11 protein-coding genes are annotated in these 14,374 nt (G+C 45.0%); 5 read left to right on the top strand and 6 right to left on the bottom strand.

Annotated elements, in window-relative coordinates; genetic code table 11:
• Nucleotides 1-263: 263 nt before the first annotated feature.
• Entirely contained in the window at nt 264-716 is a 453-nt protein-coding gene (azu, locus tag RXX31_RS12670; RefSeq protein WP_317589782.1) for an azurin, read from the top strand.
• A gap of 95 nt (nt 717-811) precedes the next feature.
• On the opposite strand, the gene RXX31_RS12665 is transcribed toward azu, so the two are convergent.
• Nucleotides 812-2,638 (bottom strand): ABC transporter ATP-binding protein, encoded by a 1,827-nt coding sequence (locus tag RXX31_RS12665; RefSeq protein ID WP_317589781.1) that lies wholly within the window; start codon nt 2,636-2,638, stop codon nt 812-814.
• A gap of 145 nt (nt 2,639-2,783) precedes the next feature.
• Here RXX31_RS12665 and RXX31_RS12660 point away from each other — a divergent pair, with 145 nt between their 5' ends.
• Genes RXX31_RS12660 through fhuB form a run of 4 tightly spaced genes read left to right on the top strand, consistent with a single transcriptional unit; the run spans nt 2,784 to nt 8,608 of the window.
• On the top strand, nt 2,784-4,880 hold the full coding sequence (locus tag RXX31_RS12660; RefSeq protein WP_317589780.1) for a TonB-dependent siderophore receptor: 2,097 nt from the start codon (nt 2,784-2,786) through the stop codon (nt 4,878-4,880).
• A 52-nt stretch (nt 4,881-4,932) separates the two neighbouring features.
• Entirely contained in the window at nt 4,933-5,718 is a 786-nt protein-coding gene (locus RXX31_RS12655; RefSeq protein WP_317589779.1) for an ABC transporter ATP-binding protein, read from the top strand.
• Nucleotides 5,709-6,644, top strand: a complete 936-nt coding sequence (locus RXX31_RS12650) for an iron-siderophore ABC transporter substrate-binding protein (protein ID WP_317589778.1) — start codon at nt 5,709-5,711, stop codon at nt 6,642-6,644. Before RXX31_RS12655 ends, RXX31_RS12650 begins: the two co-directional genes overlap by 10 nt.
• Complete coding sequence (fhuB, locus tag RXX31_RS12645; protein ID WP_317589777.1) at nt 6,641-8,608, top strand: Fe(3+)-hydroxamate ABC transporter permease FhuB; 1,968 nt, start codon at nt 6,641-6,643, stop codon at nt 8,606-8,608. The genes RXX31_RS12650 and fhuB overlap by 4 nt, the downstream gene beginning before the upstream one ends.
• A gap of 60 nt (nt 8,609-8,668) precedes the next feature.
• On the opposite strand, the gene RXX31_RS12640 is transcribed toward fhuB, so the two are convergent.
• The 5 genes from RXX31_RS12640 to RXX31_RS12620 form a co-directional block, all read right to left on the bottom strand.
• Nucleotides 8,669-9,514: a mechanosensitive ion channel family protein gene (locus tag RXX31_RS12640; RefSeq protein ID WP_317589776.1), complete on the bottom strand. Its 846-nt coding sequence runs from the start codon at nt 9,512-9,514 to the stop codon at nt 8,669-8,671.
• 173 nt (nt 9,515-9,687) lie between these two features.
• Nucleotides 9,688-11,028, bottom strand: a complete 1,341-nt coding sequence (locus tag RXX31_RS12635; RefSeq protein WP_317589774.1) for an HlyD family type I secretion periplasmic adaptor subunit — start codon at nt 11,026-11,028, stop codon at nt 9,688-9,690.
• Nucleotides 11,000-12,721, bottom strand: coding sequence for a type I secretion system permease/ATPase (locus RXX31_RS12630; RefSeq protein ID WP_317589773.1), 1,722 nt, complete (start codon nt 12,719-12,721; stop codon nt 11,000-11,002). The genes RXX31_RS12635 and RXX31_RS12630 overlap by 29 nt, the downstream gene beginning before the upstream one ends.
• A 76-nt stretch (nt 12,722-12,797) precedes the next feature.
• Nucleotides 12,798-13,370, bottom strand: coding sequence for a calcium-binding protein (locus RXX31_RS12625; protein WP_317589772.1), 573 nt, complete (start codon nt 13,368-13,370; stop codon nt 12,798-12,800).
• Between the two features lie 235 nt (nt 13,371-13,605).
• Entirely contained in the window at nt 13,606-14,262 is a 657-nt protein-coding gene (locus RXX31_RS12620) for a LuxR C-terminal-related transcriptional regulator (RefSeq protein WP_317589771.1), read from the bottom strand.
• Nucleotides 14,263-14,374 lie beyond the last annotated feature (112 nt).

Raw genomic sequence — 14,374 nt, 5'->3', positions numbered from 1 at the left:
ACTCCGTCATGTAAACAAGCTCAGCCTATTGGTTGGGCTTTTTCATATTTGGCCTAATGCCAAGTCACCTGCTATTCTTTTTTCTTGTCCATCAGCCACGCAACGCATCATGTGATCAATCCAAGAGATGAACCAGTATAAGTTTGCAACAAAGTGTCAACGTACCACTCAAAGCACAGTTTTACGCTATTAACTCGTTGATAATGAGAACTATTGGTTCATATGAAACCAGTCAGCCAAAAATATAAAATGGAGAGTGTTATATGTCTTTACGTTTATTAGCAGCAACCTTTGCACTTGTTGGAGCAAGCTTTGGCGCACAAGCCAGTACCGAGTGTGAGGTATCACTAGATGCTAACGATATGATGCAATTTTCAGAGAAAACGTTAAGCGTTCCAGCAACATGTAGTGAAGTCACTTTGACTCTGAACCACACAGGTAAAATGCCAGCACAATCAATGGGTCACAATGTTGTCATTGCAGATACAGCCAATATTCAGGCAGTGGGTACCGACGGTATGACAGCAGGTGCTGATAACAACTATGTAAAACCTGATGACGAGCGAGTTTACGCGCACACTGACGTCATTGGTGGTGGGGAAAGCACAAGCATCACTTTTAGTACAGAAAAAATGACCGCAGGCGGTGACTACTCATTCTTCTGTTCATTCCCAGGCCACTGGGCAGTCATGCAAGGCAAGTTCGAGTTCAAATAATTTAAAGTTAAACGAATAATCAAAGGGAAGCATATATGCTTCCCTTTTTAGTTCAACGTCCTAATCAACACCAGGAATCCACGTTTGGTTGATGTTTATTCAGTAAGGAAACCGCCAGTCTGGTGTTTCCACAACTGTGCATAAACCCCATTTAGTTGCAGGAGTTCCTGGTGAGAGCCTTGTTCGATAACTTGACCATTATCCATCACAATCAAACGATCCATTGCCGCGATGGTCGATAAACGGTGAGCAATAGCAATAACGGTCTTTCCTTCCATCAACACCTCTAGGTTTTCTTGAATCGCAGATTCCACTTCAGAATCGAGTGCCGATGTTGCTTCATCCATGATAAGAATCGGTGCATTTTTAAGAAGTACACGAGCGATAGCGACACGTTGACGTTGGCCACCAGACAGTTTTACACCACGCTCACCTACTTCAACGTCATAGCCGACATTGCCTTGCTCATCTTTCAGAGTCTGGATAAATTCGTGTGCATGCGCTTTCTCAGCGGCGGTAATCACTGACTCCATAGAGGCCTCTGGATCACCATACAGAATGTTTTCTTTGATCGAGCGGTGCAACAAAGAAGTATCCTGCGTAATCATCCCGATATGCTGACGCAAAGACTCTTGCTCGACTTGTGAGATATCCTGTCCGTCGATGCAGATTTTACCGGAATTCACATCGTAAAAACGTAGTAGCAAGTTAACCAAGGTAGACTTGCCCGCACCTGAACGACCAACAATACCGACTTTCTCACCCGGTTTTATGGTCAGATTGAGGTTTTCAAAAACTGCCTTTTCTTCGCTGTAGTTGAACCCTACCTTGTCGAAACAAATTTCACCTTGTTGAATTTGCAACGGTTTCGCATTCGGTACATCTTTTACTTCAACATCGTTAGAAATCGTGCTGATACCATCAACAACAGTACCAATGTTTTCAAATAGCGTACTGACTTCCCACATAATCCATTTCGACATGCCTTGGACGCGCAATGCAATACTGATCCCGATTGCAATCGCACCAATCGTAACCGCCGCATCTAACCACAGGTAAACAGAAATCACACCAATAGACAGCAGCAACAAGTAGTTGATTGCATCGACACTCAACAGCAAACAAGTCACCATACGCATCTGACGGTATACCGTGACCAAAAACTGCTTCATGCTGCTTTCTGCATACTCTAACTCACGCTGAGAATGGGCAAACAGCTTAACCGTCGAGATGTTGGTGTAAGAGTCAACAATACGACCTGTCATCACAGAACGAGCATCCGCCTGATCGGTCGCCACGCGCTTCATTTTCGGAATAAAGTAGAGCTGAATGAAGACATACAGCGCAAGCCAGATAATAATAGGTAACATGAGCAAACCGTCTGCCTCACCCATCATCCATATCATCGACACAAAATAGACACTGATGTAAACCAATACATCCAGCAGCTTCATCACAGTTTCTCTCACTGCCAATGCACTTTGCATCACTTTGGTTGCAACACGGCCTGCAAAATCTCTTTGGAAGAAGCCAACAGCCTGCTTGAGTAAGTAGCGATGGATCAGCCAACGAATCGACATTGGGTAGTTACCCAGCAGTGTTTGGTGCATCACCATCGAATGCACAAAGCCTAATGCGGGCATGACGACAACCACCAGGAAGAGCATCATCAACATCTGATCGCCCTGGTCTTGCCAGAATGTGGCGCGATCTTGATTAGACAGTATGTCGACAAGCTCCCCCATGTAGCGCAATAGGGTGACTTCAGTGATCGCAATCAGCGCACTAAACACCGCCATGATAATAAGCGGCACTTCAAAACCACGAGTATAAAAACGACAAAAGCCAAACAATGTCTTGGGTGGCTTTTCGGTTTCATGCAAGGGGAACGGTTGGGTTAATTTTTCAAACCAATTAAACATAACAATTACTTTGGTACATCGATCAAATTTGCTGACGTTTTACTATCTTTTGATGCAAAAGTCAGTAAAATACCTAAACAATATATCAAATGATAATAATTACAATTTAGTTTTTTTATTTTAGATAATTGTCGGGAATGTATTAATGACAAATCATAACTACCTCGCCATCGCTGTGCGTAAAGCGTTGGTTTGTGCTATCGCGCCCGCTGCAGTGGTATCGTTTATGGCACACGCACAAGATGATGCAACTGAGATGGAAACCATCACAGTCACCGCACAAGCACTAAAAGTCGAAACGCCAGCAAAAGAAACGCCTCGCAGTGTTTCTATTATCTCTGAAGATGAACTGCGTGTTCGTGCTCCACAAAAGTTAGATGAAGCGCTACGCTACACATCAGGTGTCACATCCCAGCCTTACGGCGCTGATAACGACACAGATTGGTTTAAAGTGCGTGGCTTTGATGCGGCAACTTACTTAAACGGCAACCGTTTGTTCCGCGATGGCTACTACACCTGGCTCGTAGAACCATATGGTCTGGAAAGTGTTGAAGTCGTAAAAGGACCATCAGCGATTCTATTCGGCGAATCTGCACCGGGTGGTGTAGTAAACGCCGTGCAGAAGAAACCAACTTTCACACCACAAGGTGAAGTAAAAGTTGAAGTCGGCAACAACAATCATCAATCGGTTGGCTTTGATATCGCCGACGACGCGAATGATTCCGGTACTATGCGTTACCGTCTGGTTGGTTTAATGACCAGTCAGGATGGTGAACTGGACGATACAGAAAATGAACGTTTCTACATCGCACCAAGTCTAGAAATCGATGTGTCAGATCGTACTATGCTAACTCTGATGGCGACCTACTTAAAAGATGATGGTGTGCCAACTAACCCGTTCTTCCCAGCAGCAGGTACGCTAGTCGACTCGGAATACGGCAAAATCGATCCATCCACTAACCTGGGTGAACCAGATTACGACAAGTATGAGCGTACTCAATTCTCTCTGGGTTACCTGCTTGAGCATGATATCAACGATACTTGGACATTCTCGCAGAACGCAAACTACGGATCTAATGAGCTCTTCCTGCGCAGCGTTTACAGCATGCCATCTCCAGGCTGGGATTTAAACGACGACTCACTTTACTATCGTGGAATTGTATTCCGTGACGGAAAAAATCAAAGCTTCACTTTCGACAACAACGCAGTTGGCAACTGGATGACGGACAATGCCGAGCACACTGTGCTGGTCGGTATTGATCTGCAATACCACAAAACGAAGGGTGATGAACAAGACAACTATTCCTTTGGTACTGTTAACCCATTTAATCCGAGCTACGGGGACTACACACCACTAGACTCTGCAGACAACATCAAGCGCGAGATTGAGAAGTCTCAGGCAAGTGTCTACTCACAATACCAACTTAAGTTCCACGAACAATGGATTGGTAACGTTGGCGCTCGTTACGATTGGGTGAAAACAGAAAACAGTGGTAAAGGCGCAAGCGTTGATCAGAGTGAGTCTCGCGATGATGGCGAACTGTCTCTGAGCGCAGGTCTAATGTACCTTGCAAACAATGGTCTTTCTCCATACGCCAACTACTCTCAATCGTTTGAAGTGATTAGCACCATCGATACGGCAACAAGTAAGCTCTACAAACCGCTTGAGGGTGAGCAAGTTGAAGTGGGTGTTAAGTATGAGCCAAGCTTTATGGATGGCTTCGTTAACATCGCATGGTTCGATATCACACAGAAAAATGCACTGGTAACCAATCCATCAACTTGGGTAGCAACTCAAACCGGTGAAGTCACATCAAAAGGTGTAGAAGTAGAAGGTGCCGCTCAGTTGACTGACGATGTGAAACTGCTGGCGAGTTACACCTACACTAAAGCGGAAACGGACGAGACTTACGGTAACGGAACACAACAAGCAGGCCTTATTCCAAAACATCAGGCATCTGCATGGTTGGATTACAGCGCATACCGCTTAATTCCAGGGCTGAATGTAGGTACTGGTGTACGTTACGTAGGCGAATCTAAAGACAATCCGGCAAGCTCAGACCTCACGGTCCCATCCGTGACACTATGGGATGCTTCTGTCACTTATGACATTACTTCACAATGGCAAGCTCAGCTCAATGTGAACAACATTCTGGACAAAGAGTTTGTCTCTGGCTGCGACTACTACTGTTACTTCGGTCAGTCTCGCTCTGTGATGCTAAACGCTAACTACCGCTGGTAATTGTTCTTCCTACTCCCCTCTATTGAGGGGAGTATCATCTTGAGACCTATCCATGTTTCAACTATCTAATATTCAGATCGTTCGAGGTGGACGTCAGATCCTCGCTATCGATCAACTCAATATCCCAACCAATGAACTCACTGTAGTACTTGGGCATAATGGCTCAGGGAAATCGACCTTGGTTAACTTGCTTTCCGGGCAAATGGCACCAGACAAAGGGGAAGTCGAACTTAACGGTCAAAACCTCTCATCACTCAAAACCAAAGAACTGGCAAAACAAATCGCCTATTTGCCACAAAAGCTTCCGGCGTCTGCAGGTTTAACGGTTGAAGAGCTGGTTCGCTTGGGTCGCTTTCCATGGCGCGGCGCACTCGGCCGATGGAATGCAGAAGATAAGCAGATCATTTCGCAAGCGATGCAACGCACAGGAGTCACACCGTTCTCTAGTTCGTTGGCTGATGACCTGTCTGGTGGTGAGCGTCAACGCGCCTGGGTATCCATGCTGCTCGCTCAACAATCGCCGATTCTTATTCTCGATGAACCTACTTCTGCCTTAGACGTGCATCATCAATTTCAGTTAATGGCGTTACTGTCAGAGCTAAACAAAACCGAGAATGTCGGGATCATTGTTATCTTGCATGATTTAAATCTTGCGCTTCGTTACGCCACTCACATCGTAGCGCTGAAGAGAGGACAAATTGCGTTTGAAGGCAAAGCAGAAATGCTGCTCGACGAAACACGTTTGTCTGATCTCTACGAATCGCCAATTTCGCTGATTGATCACCCAACTCCGGCAGACACTGTTGCCAGCCGTAAGGTCGCCGTTGTATGCGCTTAGTACATCGTTTTCTAGGACGCTTGGTGAGCACATCTATCGTGATTGCCAGTATGGTGTCTTTCTCATCAGCACAGGCTGAAATTACCATCACTGATGAATATTCTACCCACACCTTTAAGCAGGTCCCCCAGCGTGTGGTCACATTAAATTGGGATATTCTCGAACAGGTCCTGGCATTAGATATTCAGCCGATTGCCGCACCCAATTTATCGGGTTATCGTCAATGGGTAGTCAACCCGTATGCGCCTGAATCGATTGCAGATATCGGTACTCGTGCTGAGCCTAATTTAGAGAAAATCGCCAGCTTAAATCCCGATGTTATCTTGGCCGCTTCACCGCAACAGGATTTAATCCCACTACTTTCACAAATTGCACCTGTTATTTATCTGCCAAACTTTTCGGAAAACGAAGCGGCCGCCGACACTGCCATCCGCCATTTTCGTACGCTGGGAAAGTTGTTTGATAAGCAAGACCTTGTAGAACGGAAATTAACCGCGTTAAACCAATCGTTTGAGCAAATGCGTGAACGTATACACCAGCATTATCCGGACCCATTACAAGTATTAGTGATGCGCTTCTCTACTCCAAACGTTGTATTTTTATCTACCGAAAACTCAACTACGGATTATGTTGTTAAGCACCTAGGGCTAACCAACCCGATAAAAGAATCGCCACGAGCTTGGGGAGTGAAACAAGCGCGTATCAATCGCCTACAGGATCTTGAAGACAGTTACATCTTATACGTCCAGCCGTTCCCACAAGAAGAGAAACTCAAAGGTTCCCCTCTCTGGCAAGCCATGCCGTTTGTGAAAAAGCACAGAGTGAATTCTGTCAGAGCCGTTTGGGCCTATGGTGGCGCGATGTCTTTGCAATACATGGCTGAAGCCATCACTGAGAGTTTAATTGATTTGGCACCAAAACAATGAGAATAAAACAATACATCGGTTACTTAGCACTGATTCTGTTGCTTAGTGTATTTAGCCTGCAATTAGATACCAGCTTGTCATTAAATGCGCAGTGGGGGTTATTGACTCAACCGCAGCTTAGCAGCGAGTTTCGTGACGTATTCTTCCTTCAGTCTCAATTACCGAGACTGTGCATCACTCTGCTCGTCGGGGCAATGCTTGGATTAACAGGCAGTTTGATGCAACAGCTGACCCAAAACAACTTAACCTCTCCGCTTACACTAGGAACATCCTCCGGCGCCTGGCTTGCACTGGTCGTCGTGAATATCTGGTTTGTAGATTGGGTGGCAGATTATTCCGCTTTGGCCGCAATGGCAGGCGCACTTATTGCGTTCGCGCTGATCGTATCCATTGCCGGCGTACGAAATATGACCGGCTTGCCACTCGTGGTATCTGGCATGGTGATCAACATACTGCTCGGATCCATTGCGACAGCAATTATCATCTTAAATGCTCAGTTCGCGCAGAATATCTTTATGTGGGGAGCAGGGGATCTCTCCCAATACAGTTGGGATTGGTTTGAATGGCTATTACCGCGATCCGCAGTCGCACTCGTCATCATTTTGATAGCGCCACGTATACTAACGCTGTTAAAACTCGGCCAGGAAGGCGCAGCGGCACGAGGTCTGGCCGTACTTCCAGCTTTTGGTGTTTTAATGGTGATGGGCATCTGGCTCGTTTCGGCTTCGATCACCGCAGTCGGCATCATCAGCTTTATTGGTTTGCTTACACCAAATATCGCCCGTGCAATGGGAGTAAGAACCCCTCGCGATGAACTCATAAGTAGCTTGTTACTTGGCGCTACCTTGCTCGTGGTTACCGACTCACTCGCCATCACACTGAGTTTGTGGTTAGAAGAAACCATTCCGAGTGGCGTAGCAGCCGCAGCCATCGGGGCACCTGCTTTGATATGGTTTACGCGTAGAAAGCTCACTGCAACCGATCAGCTCAACCTTTCCATGAGTCAGGGCAAAACGCAGTTATCAACAGTAACAGTCGCAGGCATCATCGTCCTGAGTCTTGCGGGTATGCTTGTCTACTCACTGATTACTCATGGCGCGAATGGTATCGAGATTGCGCTACCAGGAGAGTTTCAATGGCAACTGCGCTGGCCACGCATGATAACTGCACTCGCAGTCGGCATCGCTCTTGCCGTTGCGGGGATCATTTTACAGCGTATTGTCTACAATCCTTTAGCCAGCCCAGACATTCTTGGTGTGTCAGCAGGCGCGACGTTTGCCATTATTATCACTGGTGTGATTTCCGGCTCTTTACTCGCGTCTTTTAGCTGGGGAGTGGCTTTTTTAGGCAGCTTGCTCGTATTGCTGTTGTTGCTCATTATCGGTAAACGGAGTCAATTCAATCCTTCCAACTTCATCTTGTCGGGGATTGCGCTTTCCGCTCTGCTTGAAGCATTTGTCCAATTTGCCTTAGCCCAGGGTTCTGGTGACAGTTATAAGATCCTATTGTGGTTAACAGGATCTATTTATCGCGTTACGTCCCAGACTGCGGTTATGTTGACGATTGCGGTGTTAATCCTGTTTGCTAGCGTGTTTGCTATCTCCCGATGGTTGACTCTTGTTTCTATTGGTCGTGCATTTTCTAATGCGAGAGGACTGAACCCTTCTGTTGCCAACACCATAATGCTGACGATTGTTGCCTTACTGTGCGCTTTTTCGACCGCAACAGTGGGTCCCGTTTCTTTTGTCGGTTTGGTCGCCCCTCATATGGCGATGATGTTGGGTGCCAGAAAGGTAAAAGAGCAACTGCTGGTCGGAAGTTTAATTGGTGCGACGCTAATGCTTTGGGCGGACTGGTTAGGTCAGATAGCCATCTACCCTAGCCAAGTCGCCGCCGGTACTTTAGTCGCGATAATAGGCAGTACTTACTTCTTATTCTTAATGCTTAAAAGTAAGTTCAGTTAGATAAACAAAACCCGCTCTCAAAGTAGCGGGTTTTCTTTCTCTAATCGTTAACTAAATGGGTTATTTGATGTCTAGCGGAAAACGTTGCTCATAAAGGTTCATAAAATCCTGACGGATAAGATGTTCCAGGTGATTCGCTTTATCGGTTGGGCAAAAGATCATCACATGGACAACCTGTTCACCCGTCTCATTACTGGAAATATGAAGATGCGGCTCAGCGCCAGGTAGGTCGACACCTGCATGCTTTTCAATCATTGCGTTATAACGATGAGCAACGTCACTGAAGTAACTGCAATGTTCCTCAATTTTATCGCTTAAAGGTGTCAATAGCGGGTACAAATTAACGAAGTCCCTCACCACGATCGAGAAATTATGATAAACATAGCGCTTCATAAAATTCAGGTTCTTCACCGGATAAGTGAAAAACATGCTGTTTGGTAAAGTGGCCGTTTTGCCTGTGTAGTGGTATTGACCACGGTGAAGATCGATTTCTTGAATCACCGTCGCCATCATATTGTGGTCAATCACTTCACCACATAATTGGCCTACTTCAATCCAGTCTCCCACTCGAAAAGAACGTGAACTGGCGCGCTGAATTGAGCCGGTAAAGCAAAGAATAATTTCTTTTGAAGCCACCACTATCGCAACCGCAATTGCCGTCACACTTAATGCAAATTCACTGATCTCGGACTGCCAAAGAACAAAAAGAATAACAAGGGTGAGCGTAAACGTGCCATTTTTCGTTCTCGACATCCAACTACGCTGCTTTTCGGAAAGAAGCGTGTGTTCTCCACGAATCATGGCGAGAATAGACCGACGCGTTAACCACGCAGCAATAAGGATTAACGTGGTAAACAGCATTTTATGAGTGAGTAAAAAGCCGAAGACCAACTGCACTTTTTCCATTATCAACTTCCTGCTACTGAACTATTGATTCATCTTTTTAGAGCAGGGAACAATAGCAAAAAAAGCTCCAACTTGTCCGTTTGAGTTTCTCTAAATGAGTTAGAAACACATAGAATTCGGTACAGACAGACCGAATCCTTTGTGTATTAAAGTAAAAACGTCTTTTAGGGGAGCTAATCTTCGCGTAACGCTCGATTCATACTATCTTTGATGGGTTTGATTAGATAACTTAGCGGGGTTCGTGGCTCTGATAGAATAAGGACTTCCGCGTTCATCCCCGACGTTAAGTGGTATTTCGCGACATCATCCTGAGAAACCGCGATTCTCGCTAGATAGAAATCTTCTCGATCTTGCTGTGTGAGCTTATCAGCTGAGATTGTGAGAACCGTGCCATCCAACGGTGCTAAATTTTGCGCGTTTAATGCGGTGACTCTAATATGAGCTTGCTGACCGGGATTAACTAAATCAATATCCTGAGGGTTCACTCTTGCTTCAACCAGCAACTGATCGTCCTGAGGCACCAGTTCCAACAGTGTTTCACCTGAACCAATCACGCCTCTTTCAGTAAATACCTGCAAATTAACCACCCGACCAGATATCGGAGCGTTTATCGACGTTCTGGTTACCACATCCTGTGCTGAGCGGTACTCTTCACGTATGCTCACGATTTCTTTTTGGGTGTTTCTCAGCTCTTCAACCACTTCGTTCAGCCTTTGCAGCTTTAGCTCTTCTACCTTCGATTGATTTTCTTCCAGCCTTTTATTCACCGTAAGAGACTGTCGATCCAGTTGGCTAAGCGTACTTCTCACTTCGGCGGCAAGACGCTTGAGCTGAAGTAAAGTAGATTTACCCGAGAAACCTTTTTTTACTAAAGCTTGGTTACTCGTGATCTCTTCTTCTATAAAGTTGAGTCTTTCTCTTTCGATCAATTTGGTCTGCTGAAGATTTTGCAGTTCTAAATTTGCACCCGATATACTTTGTTCAATAATGCCTAGCTGGCTTTGGAAGTAACGCTGTCTGGCTTCAAATATTTTGCTTTGCACTAGCTGTGCTTCTCGTACAATTTCAACGCGAGGGAGTTGATTCAGATCGTCCGACCATATAATCGATGGCAGTTCATCTAACTCAGTACTCAAACGATTCTCCTTAGCTAACGTATGAATATACTGTCCGCTTAAGGAGTCTAATCTCGCCATTGCCTGATGTTTGGACAATTGAATCAGCGGCTGACCCTTTTGCACCAGATCACCCTCTTGAACAAACAACTTTTCAATAATACCGCCCTCTAAATGCTGGATTTCCTGTCGGTTACTCAGGACCGAAAAATCCCCGTACGCGATGGCAGCACTTTCTAATTTTACCGTGGCTGCCCAATAACCTACCCCACCCATAAAAATGCAAGTGGCGACAAGAGCAAGCAGAATAGGTTTCCTGAAACTAAGCTGGATTTGAGGAGTGAAGCGGTACACTCTATCCGTGGATGCTTCATTGACTGTTGGCAGTTGTTTGCTCATTGGACACCCTCGGTATATCCGTTTTATCTTTACCCATTAAGCGTTTCAGTACTTCGTCACGATCGCCGTACAACTTAACTCTTCCATCCGACAAATAAATCAACCGATCCATTTGTCTCAGGGTGCTCGCATTATGAGCAATCACAATAATGCTCGTTCCTTGCTGTTTTAAATGTGCAATCAGTCGTTGAAACGCGGCCTCACCTTCACCATCAAGGTTCGCATTAGCTTCATCAAATACGACGATGGAAGGTTCACCATATATTGCCCGAGCAAGCGCAATTCTCTGACGCTCTCCTCCAGATAAACCGCGTCCACGCTCTCCGATAACAAAGTCATAGCCTTTGTTCTTTTTGAGTATCAACTCATGGCATCCGGCGAGTTGTGCAGCGCGAATCACTTTGGCAGGGTCTTCATCTTTAAAACGTGCGATATTCTCCCTGATGGTCCCTGGGAATAGCTCGACCTCTTGCGCCAGGTATCCGAAATGAGCACCGCGATCTTCAGCAGCCCAAGTAGAGACCTCCATACCATCTAACGTAACTTTACCCGCTGAAGGTTTGATGTTTCCGAGCATTAACCGCGCTAATGTTGACTTACCCGTTCCTGAGGGACCAATCAACCCCACAGACACCCCCGCGGGAATAGACAATGAAACCGACGAGAGTACCGGTTCTGTTGCACCAAAGTGCCTGTATGTTAACCCGATGAGCTCATAGTTACCTTGCGGTTTAGGCAACGGCATATCCGACTCGTCAGACTTTATGATGCCGTCAATATCCTTTAACCGTTGGTAGGAGTTTCTGGCAGACATCGCACCTCGCCAAGTGCCAATAGCTTGTTCCATTGGTGACAATGCCCGGCTCATAAGAATCGAACTGGCGATCATGGCACCAGCGGTAATTTCATGTTGGATCACCAGCCAAGCACCACCACCAAGCAGTGCAACCTGCAACGTACTACGTACAAACTTGGACAAATTGCTGATATAAATCGTTTTCCCTGCGACCTTCTCTTCCAATGAGTTCACCTGAGTCATACGTGATTGCCATTTTTCTAAAAACGCATTCATCATTCCCATCGCAAGAATTGAGTTAGAATTTTGTGTCGCCTGTTCCGCTTCGTTGATTTGAGAAAGAGATTTGACTTCGCTTTCTTGTATTGTTTTTCTGGCTAACGCCTCGTTCAGAATCCCCAATCCCAGCAGCACTATCGATCCCACCAGAGCAATATGACCTAGCAAAGGGTGTAAAAGATAGACAAACAAGATGAAAAGCGGAGTCCATGGCGCATCCAGCAAAGGATAAGGTGCTTGGCTACTTAAAAAGCCTTTAATGTTTTGAATATCTCTCAGCACTTGAGAAGTAAAACTCGTACCCGTGTGAGACTGATATTGGATACTGCGCTTAAGCATAAATACGGAAAGTTTCGTATCCATCCAGTATCCAAACGATTTACTCATCTGAGCTCGCGCGATATCAATAATCGACATAGTGAAAAGCGCCGCTACCACAATGACGGTAAGCAAAGCGAGTGTGTCTGTTGAGTATGACGAGAGGACGCGGTTATACACTTGCAACATATACAAGGGTATAGAAAGAATGAGTAAGTTGATGAAGAGGCTAAAACCAATCAGCAACCCGATAAGTGCAAACAGTTTTTGTCGCACTTGTTTGAAAACCGTTTTCTGCACGATAACTTCCGTTTAATCGAAAACGCAGGCGCTAGACGAATTCGCCTAACGCCTGAGTTTACTGCTTACTTAATGCTTAGATAACAAATAAATCTGCGCCATAAGTAGTGATGTCTGTCTCAGTAACACCAATGAGCTTAACGGTTAAGTCAGCGCCATCGGTAAAGACAGCATTACCTGCCGCATCGTAGCTAAACGTCAAGTCAGCGAAGTCAGTCACTGTAGAGCTATTGATACGAATCATATCTTCACCGAGACTAAAGTCGGCAATTTTTGCCTCTCCGTGTCCGTCAAACTTATCGGTAAATATAAACAAGTCACTACCTTCACCACCAACCATGAAGTTGTCACCAGAGCCAGCTACTAACACGTCATTACCGATACTACCATTTAACGTATTATTACCCTGAAGGCCGAGGAGGATATCGTCCCCAAAGCCACCGCCCAGATAGTCATCTCCGGTACCTGCTCTAATAACATCGTTGCCCGCACCACCGATTAGCCGATCATCACCAGCACCACCGACTATTAAGTCATTACCGCCGCCGCCAACAATAAAGTCGTCGCCATCGAATCCTATAAACGCATCATAAGTGCCATCAAAATCGGATACTTCATCTGCTTCTTGTGTACCATAATAAACATTCATCTTTCCACTCCCTTTGCCTTAGCTAAACAATTGATCACGTCGCATACTTATATCTATTGTTTAATGCCTGATTGAATTACTTACTGACACCAGAAGTCTAGTCGGCAAGAGAGTGAGTAAGAGTTTGAATAAGGAATGATATTAAAAGCTAATACTAATATACTAAAATACCAGATGAAGTACTTTATAAAGTATGAGTCTATACTCATGTAGATTAAGTTTTATTTCTCTAATATTAAAGATTCCGTTTCGCCCAACTTGTGGCTTGTGTTCTATTTTTTACCTCTAACTTTCTGAAAATATTATATAAGTGAGATTTAATGGTATGTTCACTGATAAATAATGAATCAGCGATCTCCATGTTTGAGCCACCATCTTTTAACATTTTCAAAACTTGTATCTCACGTCTGGTAAGTTCCACTTCGACGGCAGGTTCAACGGCATAGACCACTTCTTTTTCTTTGTAGTAGCTCACCATCTGCTCAAGAAGCCTACGCGGCAACCAGTTGTCACCGTTCATAATGGCGACAAGTCCTTGACACACTCTATCCAACGAATCTTTTGGACCAAAGATTCCTTTTACGTTCGGCCAAGCCGCTAATTCTTCAATAGTGAGTTCGTAGCCCTGGTTGAGCATTATTGTTCCTAGCACTTTATTACTACTCTTTAAGTAAACTAAAGTTTCAGAATTCATATCAACTGAAAAGTCGACCAGTAAGAAATAACGATTTGGAATGCATTCATGATAACTCGGGTTTCTAGAATCTAAGATCGTTATTTTTGTGTCGGTGCTTTTAGAGAGCATTTCCTTAAAGTTTTCACTCTGTAGGCTTTGCTGCGTAATCATTAGGACTTCAGGCTTTTCCATATGCAGTTCCATAATGTTTCTCATACTTTCATTGACTTAATGTTCATGAATTAGTAGTTAGTCATTGGCTACTAATTCCTACCTAAGTATTAAGAAACATAGATTACGGTTATTTTCTTTTGTTTTAAATTCCAAA

This window comes from Vibrio sp. EA2, from assembly GCF_033042495.1.
GTDB lineage: Bacteria > Pseudomonadota > Gammaproteobacteria > Enterobacterales > Vibrionaceae > Vibrio.
This window is presented reverse-complemented; position numbering and strand designations above follow the sequence as displayed.